The sequence below is a fragment of the Streptomyces sp. NPDC026301 genome (assembly GCF_055567935.1).
The window spans coordinates 212,420-231,303 of sequence record NZ_JBVHPN010000002.1 but is presented as its reverse complement, the minus strand read 5'-3'; the positions used below and the strand labels follow the sequence as shown (position 1 = coordinate 231,303).

General features: G+C 70.8%; 16 protein-coding genes. 7 read left to right on the top strand and 9 right to left on the bottom strand.

Features of this window, described 5'->3' with window-relative positions:
• Nucleotides 1–140: 140 nt before the first annotated feature.
• The 3 genes from cydD to ACZ4MH_RS04145 are packed head-to-tail and all read right to left on the bottom strand — an operon-like array spanning nt 141 to nt 6,219.
• A complete protein-coding gene (cydD, locus tag ACZ4MH_RS04155) occupies nt 141–3,671 on the bottom strand; it encodes a thiol reductant ABC exporter subunit CydD (RefSeq protein WP_467754021.1) in 3,531 nt (1,176 codons plus the stop codon).
• A 28-nt stretch (nt 3,672–3,699) separates the two neighbouring features.
• A complete protein-coding gene (gene cydB, locus ACZ4MH_RS04150; protein WP_467754019.1) occupies nt 3,700–4,701 on the bottom strand; it encodes a cytochrome d ubiquinol oxidase subunit II in 1,002 nt (333 codons plus the stop codon).
• A 9-nt stretch (nt 4,702–4,710) separates the two neighbouring features.
• Nucleotides 4,711–6,219: a cytochrome ubiquinol oxidase subunit I gene (locus tag ACZ4MH_RS04145; RefSeq protein WP_351600262.1), complete on the bottom strand. Its 1,509-nt coding sequence runs from the start codon at nt 6,217–6,219 to the stop codon at nt 4,711–4,713.
• 301 nt (nt 6,220–6,520) lie between these two features.
• Here ACZ4MH_RS04145 and ACZ4MH_RS04140 point away from each other — a divergent pair, with 301 nt between their 5' ends.
• On the top strand, nt 6,521–6,889 hold the full coding sequence (locus tag ACZ4MH_RS04140) for a cyclophilin-like fold protein (protein WP_351600261.1): 369 nt from the start codon (nt 6,521–6,523) through the stop codon (nt 6,887–6,889).
• A gap of 124 nt (nt 6,890–7,013) precedes the next feature.
• Here the strand turns inward: ACZ4MH_RS04140 and hisC are convergent, their stop codons facing one another.
• Nucleotides 7,014–8,093, bottom strand: a complete 1,080-nt coding sequence (gene hisC / locus ACZ4MH_RS04135; protein ID WP_351600259.1) for a histidinol-phosphate transaminase — start codon at nt 8,091–8,093, stop codon at nt 7,014–7,016.
• 426 nt (nt 8,094–8,519) lie between these two features.
• On the opposite strand from hisC, the gene ACZ4MH_RS04130 reads away from it, so the two are divergent.
• The 3 genes from ACZ4MH_RS04130 to ACZ4MH_RS04120 all read left to right on the top strand — a co-directional run bounded on the left by ACZ4MH_RS04130 (nt 8,520) and on the right by ACZ4MH_RS04120 (nt 12,383).
• Entirely contained in the window at nt 8,520–9,620 is a 1,101-nt protein-coding gene (locus ACZ4MH_RS04130) for a LacI family DNA-binding transcriptional regulator (RefSeq protein WP_351600257.1), read from the top strand.
• A 249-nt stretch (nt 9,621–9,869) separates the two neighbouring features.
• On the top strand, nt 9,870–11,102 hold the full coding sequence (locus ACZ4MH_RS04125; protein WP_351600255.1) for a metallophosphoesterase: 1,233 nt from the start codon (nt 9,870–9,872) through the stop codon (nt 11,100–11,102).
• A gap of 210 nt (nt 11,103–11,312) precedes the next feature.
• Entirely contained in the window at nt 11,313–12,383 is a 1,071-nt protein-coding gene (locus tag ACZ4MH_RS04120) for a hypothetical protein (RefSeq protein ID WP_351600253.1), read from the top strand.
• Between the two features lie 79 nt (nt 12,384–12,462).
• Here the strand turns inward: ACZ4MH_RS04120 and thiC are convergent, their stop codons facing one another.
• On the bottom strand, nt 12,463–14,238 hold the full coding sequence (thiC, locus tag ACZ4MH_RS04115; protein WP_351600252.1) for a phosphomethylpyrimidine synthase ThiC: 1,776 nt from the start codon (nt 14,236–14,238) through the stop codon (nt 12,463–12,465).
• Nucleotides 14,239–14,458: 220 nt separating this feature from the next.
• On the opposite strand from thiC, the gene ACZ4MH_RS04110 reads away from it, so the two are divergent.
• Nucleotides 14,459–15,838 carry a YibE/F family protein gene (locus ACZ4MH_RS04110; RefSeq protein WP_467754014.1) on the top strand — a complete coding sequence of 460 codons (1,380 nt, stop codon included), beginning with the start codon at nt 14,459–14,461 and terminating at the stop codon, nt 15,836–15,838.
• A 17-nt stretch (nt 15,839–15,855) separates the two neighbouring features.
• On the opposite strand, the gene ACZ4MH_RS04105 is transcribed toward ACZ4MH_RS04110, so the two are convergent.
• The 4 genes from ACZ4MH_RS04105 to ACZ4MH_RS04090 all read right to left on the bottom strand — a co-directional run bounded on the left by ACZ4MH_RS04105 (nt 15,856) and on the right by ACZ4MH_RS04090 (nt 18,256).
• Nucleotides 15,856–16,281: an SsgA family sporulation/cell division regulator gene (locus ACZ4MH_RS04105; protein ID WP_351602082.1), complete on the bottom strand. Its 426-nt coding sequence runs from the start codon at nt 16,279–16,281 to the stop codon at nt 15,856–15,858.
• Nucleotides 16,282–16,386: 105 nt separating this feature from the next.
• Complete coding sequence (locus ACZ4MH_RS04100; RefSeq protein WP_351602079.1) at nt 16,387–17,163, bottom strand: IclR family transcriptional regulator; 777 nt, start codon at nt 17,161–17,163, stop codon at nt 16,387–16,389.
• Between the two features lie 338 nt (nt 17,164–17,501).
• On the bottom strand, nt 17,502–17,723 hold the full coding sequence (locus ACZ4MH_RS04095) for a DUF5326 family protein (protein ID WP_351602076.1): 222 nt from the start codon (nt 17,721–17,723) through the stop codon (nt 17,502–17,504).
• Nucleotides 17,724–17,938: 215 nt separating this feature from the next.
• Entirely contained in the window at nt 17,939–18,256 is a 318-nt protein-coding gene (locus ACZ4MH_RS04090; RefSeq protein WP_351602073.1) for a cupin domain-containing protein, read from the bottom strand.
• 48 nt (nt 18,257–18,304) lie between these two features.
• On the opposite strand from ACZ4MH_RS04090, the gene ACZ4MH_RS04085 reads away from it, so the two are divergent.
• On the top strand, nt 18,305–18,682 hold the full coding sequence (locus tag ACZ4MH_RS04085; RefSeq protein ID WP_351602070.1) for a phage holin family protein: 378 nt from the start codon (nt 18,305–18,307) through the stop codon (nt 18,680–18,682).
• A gap of 26 nt (nt 18,683–18,708) precedes the next feature.
• Nucleotides 18,709–18,876 carry a hypothetical protein gene (locus ACZ4MH_RS04080; RefSeq protein WP_351602067.1) on the top strand — a complete coding sequence of 56 codons (168 nt, stop codon included), beginning with the start codon at nt 18,709–18,711 and terminating at the stop codon, nt 18,874–18,876.
• The last annotated feature ends 8 nt before the right edge of the window (nt 18,877–18,884 follow it).

Genomic DNA, 18,884 nt, shown 5'->3' with positions numbered 1-18,884 from the left:
CCTGCCGTGGCTGCCATGCCCCGAGCCTAGTAAGTCCCTTTTGCCAAGGAAAGTCGCGCTCGGTTGCCGCGGCGGGACACGCTCGCCGACCGGCCTGCCGCATGGCTCTCCGGACGGGCCGCCCGGCGTACCGCGGGGCTCTACGGACGAGCCGCCGCCGCGTACCGCGCGTCCGTCGCCCGTTCCCGGTCCCGCATCCGGCGGAACGGGCCGTCGGCCGCGGCCAGCTCCTCGTACGGGCCGCGCTGCACCACGCGCCCGCGGTCCAGTACGAGGATCTCGTCGACCGCCTCCAGACCGGCCAGCCGGTGCGTGATCAGGACCGTCGTCCGGCCGCTGGTCACCTCCAGCAGGTCGGCGGTCAGCGCGTCGGCGGTGGCCAGGTCCAGGTGCTCGGCCGGCTCGTCCAGCACCAGTACGGGGAAGTCGGCGAGCAGCGCGCGGGCCAGCGCGAGGCGCTGCCGCTGCCCGCCGGACAGCCGCGCGCCGTGCTCCCCGACCAGCGTGTCCAGCCCGTCCGGCAGCCCGCGCACCCAGTCCGCGAGCCGGGCGCCCGCCAGCGCCGCCCAGAGGGCCGCCTCGTCGGCGTCCGGCCGGGCCAGCCGGAGGTTCTCCCGCACCGAGCTGTCGAAGAGGTGGGCGTCCTGCGCGCACAGGCCGACCAGCCGCCGTACCGCGTCGCCGTCCGCTTGCTGCGCGTCCACCCCGCCGAGGGTGTACGTACCGGCCTCGCGGTCCAGGAAGCGCAGCAGCACCTGCGCGAGCGTGGTCTTGCCCGAGCCCGACGGGCCGACGACCGCGATCCGGCGGCCGGGCGCGAGCGTGAAGCCCACCCCGTCGAGCGCCGGCCGCGGCTGCCCGGGGTGGCGGGCCGTCAGCCCGCTCACCACCACGGGGAACGGCGACTCCGGTACCGCCACCGGCTCGGCCGGCTCGCCGACCGGCGCCGGCGCGTCCAGTACCTCGAAGACCCGCTCGGCGGCGCGGCGGGTGCGCTGCCGGTACTGCACGGCCAGCGGCAGCCCGGCGACCGCCTCGAACGCGGCCAGCGGCGTCAGCACGACCACCGCCAGGCTCACCCCGCTCAGCCGCCCGTCGTGCACGGCCTGTACGCCGACGACCGCGGCGGCCGCAACGGTCAGCCCGGTCAGCAGCGCGATCAGCCCGGCGCCGGCACCGGCCGCCGCGGCGGACCGGGAGGCGACCGCCGTCAGGTCGCGGTCCGCGCGCCGGGTGCCGGCCAGCCGCTCCCGCAGCGCGCCCGCGACCGTGAGTTCGGCCGTACCGGTGAGCAGGTCGACGACGCGCGCCGAGAGCACGCCGCGGGCCGGGGCCAGCCGCCGCTCGGCCCGCCTCGCCAGCGCGCCGGACACCAGCGGTACGGCGACGCCCGCCAGCAGCAGCCCGGCGGCGAGCACCGCGCCGGCCTCCGGCAGCAGCCAGGCGGTGAACCCGGCCGAACCGGCGCCGACCACGACGGCCGCGCCCGCCGGCAGCAGCCAGCGCAGGAAGTAGTCCTGCCCGGCGTCCACGTCCGCCACCAGCCGGGACAGCAGGTCGCCGCGGCTGCGGTCGCGCAGTCCGGCGGGCGCGAGCTGCTCCAGCCGCCGGTAGACCGCCACCCGGACGTCCGCCAGCATCCGGAACACCGCGTCGTGCGCGACCAGCCGCTCGGCGTACCGGAAGACGGCCCGGCCGATGCCGAACGCGCGGGTCGCGGTGACCGCGACCATCAGGTACAGCACCGGAGGATGCTGCGAGGCCCGCGAGATCAGCCACCCGGACGTGGCCATCAGCCCGACGGCGCTGCCGAGCGCGCAACTGCCGAGCAGCAGCGCCAGGGCGAAGCGGCGACGGTGGGCCCGCGCCGTGCGCCGCAGCCGCGCCAAGGCGCGTGCGGGCAGCGCGGTTTGCGCGCGGTCGCCGTGCGAGTCCGTTTCCTGGTCCGGCGCTTGGGCCGCGATGCGGTCCTCGGCCCGTCGCGGGCGCGGGAGTTCAGAGGTCGTACGGGCCGGTGCGTGGCCCTCGGGGTCCACCCGTACCACTCGGTCCGCCGCCGCGAGCAGGGCCGGGCGGTGGGCCACGAGCAGGACCGTGCGGCCCTCGGACAGCCGGCGCACGGCGTCCACGACGGACTCCTCGGTCTCCCCGTCGAGGTTCGCGGTGGGCTCGTCGAGCAGCAGCACCGGGCGGTCGGCGAGGAACGCGCGGGCCAGCGCGAGCCGTTGGCGCTGCCCGGCGGAGAGGCCCGCGCCGGACTCGCCGAGCCGGGTGTCCGGGCCGTCGGGGAGCGCGTCGACGAAGCCGAGCGCGCCGGCGTCGCGCAGCGCGGTCCGCACCGCCGCGTCGTCGGCGTCCGGCCGGGCCAGCCGCACGTTCTCGGCGACGGTGCCCGCGAAGAGGTACGGGTGCTGCGGCACCCAGGCGATACGGCCGCGCCAGCTGTCGGGGGAGAGCGTGGTGAGGTCCACGCCGTCGATCAGCACCCGGCCGGCGGCCGGCGTCGCGAAGCCGAGCAGGACGTTCAGCAGGGTGGTCTTGCCCGCGCCGGACGGCCCCGTCAGCGCCACGGTCTCGCCGGCCGCGACCTCGAACGAGGTGTGCGCGAGCGACGGTTCGGGACGCCCGGGGTGGCGTACGACCAGGCCGTCCACCACGATCCCGGTGCCCGCCGGGGCCTCGCGCGTCCCGCCGTGCCCGGCCCCCGCCTCGGTCTCCAGTACCGCGAAGATCTCCTCGGCGGCCGCCAGCCCCTCGGCCGCCGCGTGGTACTGCGCGCCCACCTGCCGCAGCGGCAGATACGCCTCGGGCGCCAGGATCAGCACCATCAGCCCGGTGGACAGGTCGAGGTCGCCCTTCACGAGCCGCATCCCGACGCCGACCGCGACCAGCGCGACCGAGATTGTGGAGAGCAGTTCCAGGGCGAAGGAGGACAGGAAGGCGATGCGCAGCGTGCGCAGCGTGGCCTGGCGGTACTCGCCGGTGATGGTGCGGATCGCGTCCGCCTGGGCCTTGGCCCGGCCGAAGACCTTCAGCGTGGGCAGGCCCGCGACGACGTCGAGGAAGTGGCCGGACAGCCGGCTCAGCAGCTTCCACTGCCGGTCCATCCGCGACTGGGTCGCCCAGCCGATGAGGATCATGAACAGCGGGATGAGCGGGAGCGTGACGACGATGGTCGCCGCGGAGATCCAGTCGCCGGTCACGATCCGTACGAGCACGGCGACGGGCACGACGACCGCGAGGCCGAGCTGCGGCAGGTAGCGCGCGAAGTAGTCGTCGAGCGCGTCGATGCCACGGGTGGCGAGGTTCGTCAGCTCGCCGATTCGCTGCGTCCCCAGCCAGGAGGGCCCGAGCCCCGTGGCCTTCGTCAGCAGCCGAGTGCGCAGCTCGGACTTCACCGCCGCGCTCGCCCGGTGCGCGGCCAGCTCGGTCAGCCAGGAGACGAGCCCCCGGCCGACCGAGACCAGCGCGAGCAGCAGGAGCGGCGTGCTCAGGCCACCGAGGTCGAGGTCGCGCTGGAACGCGCCGACGACGACCTCGGCGATGAGCATCGCCTGGCCGATGACCAGGCCCGCCCCGGCAAGGCCGAGTACCACCACCGCGGCGAGGAAGAAGCGGGTGGCGCGGGCGTACCGAAGCAGGCGCGGGTCGATCGGTTTCACGTGAAACATCCGTCCTGGCGTGCGTAACGGAAGGGGATCAGTGCGCGTCGGCGATGTGCTGCGTGCCGATGCGCTTGCGGAACACCCAGTACGTCCAGCCCTGGTAGAGCATCACGAGCGGGGCCGCGAAGCCCGCGCCCCAGGTCATGATCTTCAGGGTGTACGAACTGGGCGAGGAGTTGCTGACCGTGAGGTTCCAGCTCTCGTTCAGCGAGGACGGCATGACGTTCGGGAAGAGCGTCAGGAACAACATCGCGACCAGGGCCGCGATGGTGACGCCGGAGAAGGTGAAGGACCAGCCCTCCCGCCCCAGCGCGTTCGCCACCAGGGCCGCGAGCAGCGCCGCCGCCGCGACGACCAGCGCGACCAGGCTCTTGCCGTCGCCCTTGTCGATCTGCGTCCAGACCATGAAGACGAGCGCCAGGCCCGCGGCGATCATGCCGAGGAACGAAGCCGTGACGCGCGCCCGCTCCCGGATGCCGCCCACCGTCTTCAGCGAGGCGAAGACCGCGCCGTGGAAGGTGAACAGCGCCAGGGTGACCAGGCCGCCGAGGATCGCGTAGGGGTTCAGCAGGTCCAGCAGGGACCCGACGTAGTTCTTGTGCGCGTCGATCTTCACGCCCCGCACGATGTTGCCGAAGGCCACGCCCCACAGCACCGCCGGGAGCAGCGAGGTCCAGAAGATCGCGTGTTCCCAGTTGTTCTGCCAGCGCTCCTCGTCCCGCTTGTGGCGGTACTCGAAGGCCACGCCGCGCACGATGAGGCACAGCAGGATCAGCAGCATCGGCAGGTAGAAGCCCGAGAAGAGCGTGGCGTACCAGTCGGGGAAGGCGGCGAAGGTCGCGCCGGCCGCGCTGAGCAGCCAGACCTCGTTGCCGTCCCAGACCGGGCCGATGGTGTTGATGAGGACCCGCCGCTCGCTCCGGTCACGGGCGAGCAGCTTGGTGAGGACGCCGATCCCGAAGTCGAATCCTTCGAGGAAGAAGTACCCGGTCCACAGGAAGGCGATGAGGACGAACCAGACGTCGTGAAGGTGCACAGCTGCCCCCTAGTACGAGAAGGCCATCGGCCGGTCGGCGTCGTTGTCGTCGCCGCCGATCCTGGTGGGCGGGTTGAGGTCGGACTCCGACAGCTCCTGCGGTCCGGCCTTGACGTACTTCACGAGCAGCTTGACCTCGACTACGGCGAGGATCGCGTACAGCGTGGTGAAGACGGCCATCGAAGTGATCACCTCGCCCTGCGAGACGCCGGGGGAGACCGCGTCGGAGGTGCGCAGCACGCCGTAGACCACCCAGGGCTGGCGGCCCATCTCGGTGAAGATCCAGCCCCAGGAGCTCGCGATCAGCGGGAAGCCGAGGGTGAGCACGGCGATCCGCCAGGCCCACTTGGTGAGCCCGTCCCCGAGCGCCCTGTCCTTGGTGAGCGCGAGGTGCGGCACCTCGTCATCGCCGGTCCGCAGCCGTTGCGAGAGCCAGAACTTCTTGCGGGTGAGCCAGAGGCCGGCCACGCCGAGCGCGAAGGAGGCCATGCCGAAGCCGATCATCCAGCGGAAGCCCCAGTAGGCGACCGGGATGTTGGGCCGGTAGTCCCCGGGCCCGAACTTCTGCTGCTCGGCCTTGTTCACGTCGTTGATGCCGGGCACGTACGAGGAGAAGTCGTCGTGGGAGAGGAACGAGAGCAGGCCGGGTATCTCCACCTCGACGGTGTTGTGGCCCTTGGACACGTCTCCGTAGGCGAAGACCGAGAAGGGCGCGGGTGACTGCCCGTCCCACAGCGCCTCGGCCGAGGCCATCTTCATCGGCTGCTGCTTGAACATGACCTTGCCCAGCAGGTCACCGCTGATGGCGGTGAGCAGACCGGCCACGATCAGCGTCACCAGGCCGAGCCGCAGCGAGGTCCGCATGACCTTGACGTGCTTCTTGCGCAGCAGGTGGTAGGCGGCGATGCCGACCATGAAGGCGCCACCCGCCAGGAAGGCGGCCGTGAGGGTGTGGAAGACGACGACCAGGGTGGTGTCCTGCGTCAGCACCTTCCAGAAGTCGGTCAGCTCCGCGCGCCCGGTGGCCTTGTTGAGCTTGTAGCCGGTGGGGTGCTGCATCCAGGAGTTGGCCGCGAGGATGAAGTACGCCGACAGGATCGTGCCGATCGAGACCATCCATATGCAGAAGCAGTGGATCTTCTTGGGCAGCTTGTCCCAGCCGAAGATCCACAGTCCGATGAAGGTGGACTCGAAGAAGAACGCGATGAGGGCTTCGAACGCGAGCGGCGCGCCGAAGACGTCACCGACGAAGCGCGAGTAGTCGGACCAGTTCATGCCGAACTGGAACTCCTGGACGATGCCGGTGACGACACCCATCGCGATGTTGATCAGGAAGAGCTTGCCCCAGAACTTGGTCGCCTTGAGGTACCGCTCCTTGCCCGTGCGGACCCATGCCGTCTCCAGTCCGGCCACCAGGGCGGCGAGAGAGATCGTCAGGGGCACGAAGAGGAAGTGATAGACGGTCGTGATGCCGAATTGCCATCGCGCCAGGGTCTCTGGCGCCAACGCCAGTTCCACGTCGATGTCTCCTTACGGTCGCCGTTCTCGCCACACCTCCTGCACCTTTTGTCCCACATAAAGAGGGGCAAAAAGGGAGGCGCTTGTGAACGCGTTCACATTCACAAGCAATTATCTCCCATGACTTTCCGCTCATCGGATCGGGGGGTACGTGACCGTGGTCACGCGGTATTCCGTCGCGCGGAAAACCTTGGTACGGCCTGAAGAACGGCCGCCGGGCAGGCCGTTAGTGAACGTGTACACGCCGTTTTCCGTCGGCCCCTCTTCCGCCAACCTTCAACATATTGTTGAATTTGGCGCCATGCAGATACGCATCTCATGGCCCGCAGGTCACCTGACCGCCACCCTGGAGGACACGCCGACCGTCACCGCCCTGGAAGCCGCGCTCCCGCTCGCCTCCACCGCCCGCACCTGGGGCGAGGAGGTCTACTTCGCCACCCCCGTCTCCCCCGCGCTGGAGGCCGGCGCCCAGCAGGTCGTCGAGCCGGGCACGGTCGCGTTCTGGACCGACGGCGACGCGCTGGCCCTGCCGTACGGCCCGACGCCCATCTCCCGCGGGGACGAGTCCCGACTCGCCTCCCCCTGCAACATCCTCGGCCGCGTCGACGGCGACCCGCGCCGCCTCGCCACCGTCCGCGACGGCGACCCGGTCCGGGTCGAGCGCGCTTGACCAGCGCTTCCGTGCGCGGCCGGCCGAGCCCGGCGTAAGACAAACGCCGAGCCCGGCGTAAGAAAAACGGGGTGGCCGCGGCCCACAAGGACCGCGGCCACCCCGCCGCACGCACGCCCGCCGGTCACATCTCCTTGCGGAACGCCTCGGCCGTCTGCAGGAAGATGTCGTTGCCCTCGGCCTCGCCGATCGACACCCGCACGCCCTCGCCGGGGAACGGCCGCACCACGGCGCCCGCCTGCTCGCACGCCCGCGCGAAGTCCACGGTGCGCTCCCCCAGCCGCAGCCACACGAAGTTGGCCTGCGACTCCGGCACGGTCCAGCCCTGCGCGGTCAGCGCCTCGGACACCCGGGTCCGCTCGGCCACCAGCGCGTCCACCCGCTCCAGCAGCGCGTCCTCACTGCGCAGCGACGCGACTGCCGCGTCCTGCGCGAGCTGGCTCACGCCGAAGGGCACCGCCGTCTTGCGCAGCGCCGCCGCGACCGGCTCGTGCGCCACCGCGAAGCCCACCCGCAGACCGGCGAGGCCGTACGCCTTGGAGAAGGTGCGCAGCACGCAGACGTTCGGGCGGTCGCGGTAGAGCTCGATGCCGTCCGGCACCTCGGCGTCACGGATGAACTCGCGGTACGCCTCGTCCAGCACGATCAGCACGTCGGAGGGCACCGCGTCCAGGAAGCGCTCCAGCTCGGCACGGCGCACCACGGTGCCGGTCGGGTTGTTCGGGTTGCACACGAAGATCAGCCGGGTCCGCTCGGTGACCGCGGCGAGCATCGCGTCCAGGTCATGGACCTCGTCCGCGTCCAGCGGTACCTGCACGGACGTGGCGCCCGAGACCTGGGTGACGATCGGGTACGCCTCGAAGGAGCGCCAGGCGTAGATCACCTCGTCGCCCGGCCCGGCCGTCGCCTGGATCAGCTGCTGGGCCACGCCGACCGAGCCGGTGCCGGTCGCCAGGTGCTCGACCGGCACGCCGAACCGCTCCGACAGCTCCGCCATCAGCCCGGTGCAGGCCAGGTCCGGGTACCGGTTGAAGGCGCCGGCGGCGGCCACCGCGGTCTCCAGGACGCCGGGCAGCGGCGGGTAGGGGTTCTCGTTGGAGGACAGCTTGTACGCCACCGGGCCACCCGCGGCGGCCGGCTTCCCGGGCTTGTAGGTGGGGACGCCGTCCAGCGCCGCACGCAGCTTCGGGGTCTTCTCGCTCACCGCAGGTCCTCCTCGACCGTCCCGCTCGTCACCAATACCGCACACCTTATGAGGATTGAGCCGTGCGGCGTAGGGCCCTCCGCCCTCCGGCACCCTCCGGGGCTCGTACGGGCATGCGCATGTCATATACCGACGCCATTTCCCAGCTCAGGGCGCAGGGCCTTTGCGGAGCGCCTCCCGCTCCGTTACGCGCCGGTGGCTCACGCCGTGGCGCGCATCACCCGTGAAGGTGACTTGAGACCGCTTCGATACCTGACGCAATCTGCAGGTCAACCCCGACGATCACCGGACAGAATCGCGCCCTGACCTCCAACGTCCTTGCTTTCCAAGGAGATTGACGGCCCTTCGGCATGCAGAAACGTGCCTTTCGTCTGCGCATAAGGAAGCCCCGCGATGGCCCCCTCCGAGCCCTACTATCGGCTCGCCATGACAGCAGCAGGGAAGCACCAGGTGAGCCGGTCGACCGGACGCCGGTTGGGGCGGGCAGGCATCCGGGACGTGGCCGCCGCAGCCGGTGTCTCCATCACGACTGTCTCCGACGCGCTCAACGGCAAGGGCCGGCTTCCGGACGCCACCCGTCGCCACGTCCGCGAGGTCGCCGACCGGTTGGGCTACCGCCCTTCCGCCGCCGCCCGCACGCTCCGTACCGGCAAGTCGGGCCTCATCGGCCTGACCGTCACCACGTACGGGGATGAACCTTTCACCTTCACCGAGTTCGCGTACTTCGCCGAGATGGCGCGCGCCGCCACCTCCGCCGCGCTGGCCCGTGGCTACGCCCTGGTCATCCTCCCCGCGACCTCCCGCCACGACGTCTGGTCCAACGTCGCCCTGGACGGCACGGTCGTCATCGACCCGGCCGACGGCGACCCGGTCGTCACCGACCTCGTCCGGCACGGCATCCCCGTCGTCTCCGACGGCCGCCCCGGCGGCACCCTCCCCGTCACCGGCTGGGTCGACAACGACCACGAAGCGGCCGTGATGGGGCTCCTGGAGCACCTCGCGGACGCCGGCGCCCGTCGCATCGGCCTCCTCACGGGCACCACCACCGACACCTACACCCGCCTGTCCACCACCGCGTACCTCCGGTGGTGCGAGCGGGTCGGCCAGGACCCGGTGTACGAGTCCTACCCCGCGCACGACCCGTGCGCGGGCGCCGTCGCCGCCGACCGGCTGCTGGCCCGTCCGGACCGCCCGGACGCCGTCTACGGCCTCTTCGACCCGAACGGCACCGACCTGCTCGCCGCCGCCCGCCGGTACGGCCTCCGGGTCCCCGACGATCTCCTGCTGGTGTGCTGCAGCGAGTCCACGGTCTACGCCACGACAGAGCCCCCCATCACGACCCTCTCGCTCAAGCCCCGGCGCATCGGCACCGCCGTCGTCCAGCTGCTCATCGACGCCATCGAGGGGCTCGACAGCGGACGCCCGGTCGAGCAGGTGATACCGACCGACCTGATCGTGCGCACCTCGTCTCAACGGAGGTCCCCGCGTACGACGGTAAGCCCACCGCGCAACCCGTCCGGCGACTGAGCGTTCCGCCGGACGGCCACGGCCGCGCAGGGAAAAACAGGGCGAAGCCGGGAGAAAACAGCAGGGAACGCCGGGCTCCGAACGATTGACCACCCCCGGGTGCGTCACAACCCGCGAGCGGCGTTCCTATGATGGGCGCACGACACCACGGACCGCCGTCGACCAGGCAAGGTCCGCTAGGTGCACGGCGGCGCGACGGTGGAGGGGTCGATGACTCAGGGGGCCGGTCTGGGACCCATGGTGCGGACCATGGCAGCACAACCTCCTGCGCCCGTTCCTCCTGGAACTCCCGGGGCTCCCGGGGCCGCACCGGACGGCCGTCCGCAGGACGCGTACGCCGCCGATGGCGCGTACGCCCCGCAAGAGGGGTACGTCCCCCAGGACGGCTACGGCCTGCAAACCGGCCAGGTCCGCCAGGACGTGGCCGCTCCCCAGGAGCGCCTCGACCCGGAGGTCCGCGTGCGGACCAGGGCCCGGCCGTACGCCCGCCTCACCTACGGCACCGGCCCGCAGGCCACGCTGCCGCCGGACGAGCTGCCCGCCGACTACACCCCCACCGAGCGCGACATCCCCGTCGTCGGCCCTGACGGCACCCCGACCGCGTACACGGACACGCTCGTCGATCACCCCGCCATCGAACTCCAGCAGGTCGGCGAGGGCGAGGCCGGCGGCCCGCTGTACGTCGTCGGTGACGTGCACGGTTACTACGACGAGCTGCGCGCGGCGCTGTTCACCGAGGGGCTGATCGACGCCGAGGGCCACTGGGCGGCCGGCAACACCCGGCTGTGGTTCCTCGGCGACTTCACCGACCGCGGCCCCGACGGCATCGGCGTCATCGACCTGGTCATGCAGCTGTCCGCCGAGGCCGCGGCGGCCGGCGGCTACTGCAAGGCCCTCATGGGCAACCACGAGCTGCTCCTCCTCGGCGCCAAGCGGTTCGGCGACACCCCCGTGCAGTCCGGCGCAGGCACCGCCTCTTTCCAGGCCGCCTGGCTGCTCAACGGCGGCCAGAAGACCGACATGGACCGCCTGCAGGACCACCACCTGCAGTGGATGGCCCGGCTGGACGCCGTCACGGAGGAGGACGGCCACCTCCTCGTGCACTCCGACACCACCGCGTACCTCGACTACGGCGACTCCATCGAGGCCGTCAACGACGCCGTCCACGAGGTCCTGACGCGCAGCGACGCCAACGAGGTCTGGGACCTCTTCCGCAAGCTCACCAAGCGCTTCGCCTTCCGCGACGAGTCCGGGCCGCAGGCCGTGCGCGAACTGCTCGCCATGTACGGCGGCGAGCGCATCGTCCATGGCCACAGCCCCATCCCGTACCTCCTCGGCGAGGTCGGCACCGAGGACGGCGAGGGCGAGGATCCCACCGTCGAAGAGCCGCACGTGTACGCCGACGGCCTGGCGGTCGCCATGGACGGCGGCGTCACGATGGCCGGAAAGCTGCTCGTCGTCCAACTTCCCCTGACTGCCTGACCCGTATCGGGGCAGGGGTACCGCAGGCCGGCGGCGGGACGTGCCGGGCGGCCGGGGAGGGCTTGTCACGGGCGGAGCGAATTTCCGAAATCCTCTGTCACGCCGTGCTGGAGGCGCTCTACCATCGGTCTATCCGTAGCAGGCTCTCCTCCGTTTCCCGCCAACTGCCCGGTCCACGCCGGCCCGTACGGCCCTACGGAGCATCGGGGGATGCACATGAACAGCGCTCCGCACCTGCTGAACGAGGACCGCGAGGAATTCCGGCGGGCCCTCGACGAGGCACTGCACGCCGCGGCCGACCGCCCGGACCTCGCCGCGACGGGCATGCGCCTCAACATCGAGCAGCTGCGCACCATGGCGCTCAGCGCCACGACCGCCATCGCCGCGTGCGCGACGGCCGAGTACCAGCATTACGTCGCGCTGCGCGCGGAGTTGCGCGCGCCCGCCTCCGCGCGCCCGGCCACGGCCGGTGGCGAACCGGGCGAGGGCGGCGGTGACGACGCGGGTGGTGCCGGCGTCGGCCTCACCACGATGGGCGAGGTGGCCGAGGCCACCGGCGCCGGACTGGCCGCCATGGTCACGGTCCTCGCGCCCGTCCTGGCAGGCATCGCCGCGGTCCTCTTCCTCCTCATCGGCTACATCGTGCACACCGTCAGCCCCGACGAGTCCCTGGCCCAGCCGCTGATCAGCGTCGGCTGGGTCTTCGCGGCCCTGACCGCGGCGACGATCCTCATCGCGATGGGCGGCCTGGTCGTCACGGCTCTCCGCAACGGCGCCACATCCCTGCGCGCCTCCCGTCCCAGCGAGCTGGCCCAGGAGGTCGAACGGGCGAAAGCCCGCTGGCTCCAGGCGCTCCAGGAACGGGGCCTCCGCCCCTTCCTCCTGGAAGCCCTGACGGCCCCGGAACCGCCGACGGAGCCGCACGCCCCGAAGACGGACAAGGGCGCCGCGGTACCGCACGGCCTGCCCGCGTCCGGATCGCGCAGCGGCCTGTCGGCCGAGTCCGGTTCCCCGGACGCGTCGACCGACGTGGCCGAGGCGGTCGCCCCGGACGAGAAGCCGGGCGACGGCCGGACCCCGGCGCCTCCGCCGCCCGCCGAGGCCGCCGACCGCTACGTGGCGCACCACAGCCCGGACGTCGGCCGCATGCCCACCCTCGGCTACACCCACCCGCACTTCTCCGGCCCGGAGGACGATCACCGCACCACCATCCGCCCCCGCTTCACGAGCCCGGACTTCACCAGCCCGGACTACGGAGGGCCGGATCACCAGCCGGAGTGATCCCCGCACGACGAGTACGACGAGGAGGCCCCGGGTACTCCCGGAGCCTCCTCGTCATGCGTTCAGGTCGTGCCGGCGATCAGTCCGCGATCGGCAAGTACACCCGGTTGCCCGCTGCCGCGAACTCCTTGGACTTCTCGGCCATGCCGGCCTCGGGGTCCACGGACAGGTCGCCGCCGTGTTCGCGGCGGATGTCCTGGGAGATCTTCATGGAGCAGAACTTCGGGCCGCACATGGAGCAGAAGTGGGCCGTCTTGGCCGGTTCGGCCGGGAGCGTCTCGTCGTGGAAGGCGCGGGCCGTGTCCGGGTCGAGGGCCAGGTTGAACTGGTCCTCCCAGCGGAACTCGAAGCGGGCGTCGGAGAGGGCGTCGTCCCACTCCTGGGCGCCCGGGTGACCCTTGGCCAGGTCGGCCGCGTGGGCCGCGATCTTGTACGTGATGACGCCGGTCTTCACGTCGTCGCGGTCCGGCAGGCCCAGGTGCTCCTTGGGCGTGACGTAGCAGAGCATCGCCGTGCCCCACCAGGCGATCATCGCGGCGCCGATGCCCGAGGTGATGTGGTCGTAGGCGGGAGCGATGTCGGTGGTCAGCGGGCCCAGGGTGTAGAAGGGCGCTTCCTCGCAGATCTCCTGCTGGAGGTCGATGTTCTCCTTGATCTTGTGCATCGGGACGTGGCCCGGGCCCTCGATCATGGTCTGTACGCCGTGCGCCTTGGCGATCGTGTTCAGCTCGCCGAGAGTCTTCAGCTCCGCGAACTGGGCCTCGTCGTTGGCGTCGGCGATGGAGCCTGGGCGCAGCCCGTCACCGAGGGAGAAGGTGACGTCGTAGGAGGCAAGGATGTCGCAGAGCTCTTCGAAGTTCTCGTAGAGGAAGGACTCCTTGTGGTGCGCCAGACACCACGCCGCCATGATCGAGCCGCCGCGGGAGACGATGCCGGTCTTGCGGCGGGCGGTGAGCGGGACGTACCGCAGGAGCACCCCGGCGTGGACCGTCATGTAGTCGACGCCCTGCTCGGCCTGCTCGATGACGGTGTCCTTGTAGATCTCCCAGGTGAGCTCCTCGGCCTTGCCGTCGACCTTCTCCAGGGCCTGGTAGAGGGGGACGGTGCCGATCGGGACGGGGGAGTTGCGCAGTACCCACTCGCGGGTGGTGTGGATGTTGCGGCCGGTGGAGAGGTCCATGACCGTGTCGGCGCCCCAGCGGGTCGCCCAGGTCATCTTCTCCACCTCCTCCTCGATGGAGGAGGTCACCGCGGAGTTGCCGATGTTGGCGTTGACCTTGACCAGGAAGTTCTTGCCGATGATCATCGGCTCGATCTCCGGGTGGTTGACGTTGACCGGCAACACCGCGCGGCCGGCCGCGATTTCGTCCCGCACGAATTCGGGGCTGCAGTTCTCGCGGAGCGCGACGTACTCCATCTCCGCGGTGACCTCGCCGCGCTGCGCGTACGCGAGCTGGGTGACGGCGCCGTCCCGGCCGCGGCGCGGCTGCCGGGGCCGGCCCGGGAACACCGCGTCGAGGTTCTTCAGGCCGCCACGCGGCGAGGTGTGCTTGAGGCCGTCGTCCTCCGGACGCATCGGCCGACCCGCGTACTCCTCGGTGTCGCCGCGGGCGATGATCCAGTTCTCCCGCAGCGGCGCGAGGCCGCGGCGGACGTCCGTTTCGATATTGGGGTCGGTGTACGGCCCTGACGTGTCGTAAAGCGTCACGTGCTCGCCATTGGTGAGGTGCACTCGCCGGACGGGGACCCGGAGGTCCGGGCGCGTACCGGAGACATAGCCCTTGTGCCAGCCGATCTGCTGCGTCTCGGCAGCGTCCTGGCCGTTTTCGGGCGTGCGTGCATCCTGCAGAGTCATTGAGACCCACTCCCTACGCCGGCATTACCCGGTAACAGGTTCGGCGGTCGACGCAGCTCTTTCCGTCTCTCGGTGTTTCACGTGAAACACCGCAGGGACGAGGATCAGCGCCCTCTCAGCCCGGTGCTCCGAGCTCCCGCGATTGCAAAGGTGCCACCACGGTAGCGGCCGGAGCCGCGTGGTGAACAGGGGGCCCGGTGAGTTGTTGGATGATCGGGCGGTGACCCGCAACGAGCCCGAGCCCCAGTCGCACACTCATCCACATGCGCACGGCCACAGCCATGGCCACGGACCCGCCGCGCCCGTCTCCCGCCACCTGCGCAAGGTCATCGCCGCCGTACTGATCCCGTTCGCCCTGGCGGTGGGTGTCGGGCTGATCGCCCTGTGGCCCGGCGGCGCGCCCGCGCACAAGCCGTCGGGGGTCGGCTTCGACCAGCAGACCCAGACCGCCCGGGTCGTCCGGCTCACGAAGGTGGACTGCGCGGACGTCAACGCGCAGCAACAGCAGCAGATGCAGCAGATGCAGCAGCAACAGCCGACGGGTCCCGGCAGCGGCGCGCAGCAGAACGCGCAGAGCTGCGAGCAGGCCACCATCGAGGTCACCACCGGCAAGGACACGGGGCACCGCTTCAAGACCGTGGTGACGCCGGACGCGTCGCGCCGCTACACCGAGGGCCAGGACGTCGTGGTGGCGTACGCGCCCAAGGCGCCCCGGGACCTGCAGTACTCGGTCACCGACGTGGACCGCACCTTCCCGATGTGGGTGCTGGCCGCGGTGTTCGCGCTGGCGGTGGTGGTCGTCGGGCGGCTGCGCGGGGTGCTGGCACTGGTCGCGCTGGCGGCGAGCTTCGCCGTCCTCACGCTGTTCATCCTGCCGGCCATCCTGCAAGGCTCGAATCCGCTGCTGGTGGCGGTGGTCGGCGGCAGCGCGATCATGCTCATCGCGCTGTACATGTGCCACGGCCTGACGGCCCGCACCTCGGTCGCGGTGCTCGGCACGCTGGCGTCACTGCTGCTGATCGGGCTGCTGGGATCGGTGTTCATCGGCTGGGGACAGCTGACGGGCAATACGGACGACCAGACGGGGCTGGTGCACAGCCTCTATCCGGGCATCGAGATCCGCGGCCTGCTGCTGGCGGGGATCATCATCGGCTCGCTGGGCGTGCTGGACGATGTGACCGTGACCCAGACGGCGGCCGTGTGGGAGCTGCGGGACGCCGACCCGACGGCGAGCCGGCGGCAGATCTACGGGGCGGCGATGCGGATCGGGCGGGACCACATCGCGTCGGTGGTGAACACGCTGGTACTGGCGTACGCGGGCGCCGCGCTCCCGTTGCTCCTGCTGTTCTCCATCGCGCGCAGCAGTGTCGGCACGGTCGCCACCAGCGAAGTGGTGGCCGAGGAGATCATCCGGACGCTCGTGGGCAGTATCGGGCTCGTCGCGTCCGTACCGCTGACCACGCTGCTGGCGGTACTGGTGGTCGCCGCGGACCGCGGCAACCGGAGCGGTTCGAGCGCGGAGCACGGCCGGGCGGCCGGTCCGGGGCCCGGGCAGCCGGGCAGCAGGCGCGGTGGACGGGGCCGCCGCCGCAAGCGCTGACCGGGCCGGACCGGCGCTCAGCCCGCCCGTTGCGCGTTCGCGAAGATCCGGTCCAGCTCCGCGTCGAGCGTGCCGCAGATCTCCTCCTGGCCGAGCGGCACCAGCCGGTCCGTACGGTCCAGGAAGGCGACCAGCGGAGCCGCGCCGACTCGGAAGAGCGCCTGCTCGGAGCCCACCTGCAGACTGACGAAGACATCACTGAGGTGCGCGCCCGAGACCGGCTCCACGTGGATGTCCCCCTCACCGGCCGGCCGGCTCAGGCCGTCCAGGAGGAGTTCCCGGCTGAAAGCCCAGGTCACCGGGGCATCGCCGGGGAGATCGAACGTGAAGCGCACGGCATAGGGATCGGCACTGTCGAAATCGAGCTCCACCGGAATCCGGAAGGCGAGTTCCTCGGAGACGATGAAGCTCATCATCACTTCTGCCTGCACTGTTTGGCTCATCAACCACTGCCCCGCACTACTTGATCGAAGTGGCCGGTAATGACCCGCCGACCGCTATTGACGCCATCGTCGACCAGTCGTCGACGGATCACAAGGAGTAATTTTTCAGATACTGATAGAGAAGGCCAGCGTCATAAGGGTCGACTCCGCCATCCTCTGTACCTTTTCGGTTACCGCCAGCAGTCTCTCCGCTTCACCTGCGGGGAGGGAAATCGCCACGGTCGCCGCTACCGAACCGACCCGAATGGGAATTGCCGCGCACACCGTACCGACGGCATATTCCTCGCGTTCGACGGCGAGTTGGGCCTTACGCACCGTGTTCAACCGGTGCAGCAGATCCCCCTCCGTCCGTACGGAATGGGGCGTGAGCGACTGCACTTGGTGCCGGGAAAGATGATCTTTCCGCCGCTCCTCGTCGAGTTGGGCCAGCAGGCACTGGCCTATCGCGTGCGCGTGAGCGGTCGTACGGAAGTCCGCCCATTCCTCGACCGGTGGCCGCTCCGGATCGTCGCTCACCGCGACCACCTCCACCTCGCCCGCGTGGTACACCGCGAAGTACAGCGCGGCGCCCACCTCCTGGCCCATGGCCGACAGCGCCTGCGCGATCCGGGAGTACCGCCGGCGGCGGGCCCCGGACCGGCCGATGAGCTCCGCGGCCTCACCGAGGAGGAACACGCCGTTCTCGCGCTGGAGGTATCCCTCGTGGGTCAGGGTGCGCAGCAGGTGGTACGTGGTCGGGAGCGGGTAACCGGTCTCCCTGGCCAGCTGTTTGGCGGGGGCACCGCCCGGGTGGGCGGCCACCGCTTCGAGGAGGCGCAGCGCCCGCTGCACCGAGCCGATCAGCGTCGGGGATGTCGTGGATGCGTCGTTCGCCGTGGCCAAGACCAACCCCCAGGACAGGTCGCCGGGGTGCCGACCCCGGGCTCGGGCCCCGCGCCCGCGCCGCGTGCGCTTCCGGACACCGTCCGCGCCGCCCGGTCCGGCCGGACGTTCCGGAACGCCGGCATCCGGAAGATGCCCCGCGTCGGCACTCTAACGTGAGCGCCGCGGACCGCAGGTCGATTAGCTTGCGAATTAACTCAGGCGGCGCATTTCTTGGCTTGGCCGGAAGCTCGCCCGCCGCGAGCGCTCCGGACACCTGTTCGCAGGGGACAAACAAAGGGCGTCCCGTTCCCCGGCGGGGGAACGGGACGCCCGGCAATTCCGCGCGGCCGCGGAAGTCACCACTCGCCGCGCGAGGAGGACGACGATCCGGTGAACCTGCGGACGAGGTAGACCACGCCCGCGATCAGCGCCACCGCCAGCAGGATCTTGAAGAGCAGCCCAATGAGGAAGCCCACCACGCTGCCGATCAGCCCGCCGAAGACGACCAGCAGGATGACGGGCACCGCGACCCACTTCACCCACCACGGGAGTCCCCCGAATATCTCCTTCACGGCCATTGCTCTGCCCTGCTTTCTGGTCGTCGCCCGGTACTCGCCCGGCCCGCCCGGCTCCTGTCCGGTCCCGCCCTGCACCATCGATGCTAGGGCGATGTCCGGCCACATGGGGGCGCCGCGGCCCCGGCTGTCCCCTGAGCCTTCCCCTACGGGTACGGAAGGCCCGCCTCGGCTGCCGGGAGGAGGCCGAGGCGGGGCCGCCGGTTCAGCGCTCCGGCTCAGCCCTCCGGCGGCGAGAAGATCACCATGACCCGCAGGTCCTCGGTGATGTGGTGGAACTTGTGCGGCACCCCGGCCGGTACGTACACCACGCTGCCCCGCGCGACCTGCGTCGTCTCCACCCCCACCGTGATCGACGCGCGCCCGCTCACCACCAGGTACACCTCGTCCTGCTGGTGCGGCGCCTGCGGATCGCTGCTGCCGGCGTCCAGTGCGTACAGCCCGGCCGACATGTTCCGCTCCCGCAGGAACTGCAGGTACGCGCCGTCGTTGGCGGCCCGTTCCGCCTCCAGTTCCTCCAGCTTGAACGCCTTCATCACTCGCGCACCCCTCACTGCCGCCGTCGTGTCTGCGACGATCCCACCATGAAGAATTTTCTGGTCAAGACGATCGCCAACGCCGCGGCACTCGCCGTGGCCACCTGGCTGCTCAGCGACATCACGCTGACCGGCACCAACACCGGGAACAAGGTCTGGACGCTGATCCTGGTCGCGCTGATCTTCGGTGTGGTCAACGTCATCGTGAAGCCCGTGGTGAAGCTGCTGTCGTTCCCGCTCTTCATCCTCACGCTGGGCCTGATCACGCTCGTGATCAACGCTCTGATGCTGATGCTGACGTCCTGGGTGGCGGGGAAGCTCGACCTCGCCTTCCACGTCGACGGCTTCTGGACCGCGGTACTGGGCGGCCTGATCGTCTCGATCGTCTCGTGGGCGCTGCACGTGATCCTGCCGGACAAGGACTGACCCGGCCCCGCCCCGACCGCTCCCCGATGGCCGAGGCCGTCTTCCGCGCCCGCGTCGAAGAGGCCGGGTACGGCCTGGAGCGCAGCGCCCGGCAATTCCGCCCGGAGTGGTTCGAGCGGGACCTGCTCACGGTCGTCCGGGCCGAGCTCGCCGGGCGGGAGACGCACGACGAGAAGGCAGGGACGAGCCCATGACAGGCGAC

Bases quoted from the DNA above. Each gene is read 5' to 3' on its own strand.
- ACZ4MH_RS04120 (WP_351600253.1), top strand. From the start codon at position 11,313: ATGCACATGAACAGCGCTCCGCACCTGCTGAACGAGGACCGCGAGGAA.
- ACZ4MH_RS04125 (WP_351600255.1), top strand. From the start codon at position 9,870: ATGGCAGCACAACCTCCTGCGCCCGTTCCTCCTGGAACTCCCGGGGCT.
- ACZ4MH_RS04140 (WP_351600261.1), top strand. From the start codon at position 6,521: ATGCAGATACGCATCTCATGGCCCGCAGGTCACCTGACCGCCACCCTG.
- ACZ4MH_RS04080 (WP_351602067.1), top strand. From the start codon at position 18,709: ATGGCCGAGGCCGTCTTCCGCGCCCGCGTCGAAGAGGCCGGGTACGGC.
- cydD (WP_467754021.1), bottom strand. From the start codon at position 3,671: ATGTTTCACGTGAAACCGATCGACCCGCGCCTGCTTCGGTACGCCCGC.
- ACZ4MH_RS04130 (WP_351600257.1), top strand. From the start codon at position 8,520: ATGACAGCAGCAGGGAAGCACCAGGTGAGCCGGTCGACCGGACGCCGG.
- ACZ4MH_RS04095 (WP_351602076.1), bottom strand. From the start codon at position 17,723: ATGGCCGTGAAGGAGATATTCGGGGGACTCCCGTGGTGGGTGAAGTGG.
- ACZ4MH_RS04090 (WP_351602073.1), bottom strand. From the start codon at position 18,256: ATGAAGGCGTTCAAGCTGGAGGAACTGGAGGCGGAACGGGCCGCCAAC.
- thiC (WP_351600252.1), bottom strand. From the start codon at position 14,238: ATGACTCTGCAGGATGCACGCACGCCCGAAAACGGCCAGGACGCTGCC.
- ACZ4MH_RS04105 (WP_351602082.1), bottom strand. From the start codon at position 16,281: ATGAGCCAAACAGTGCAGGCAGAAGTGATGATGAGCTTCATCGTCTCC.
- ACZ4MH_RS04085 (WP_351602070.1), top strand. From the start codon at position 18,305: ATGAAGAATTTTCTGGTCAAGACGATCGCCAACGCCGCGGCACTCGCC.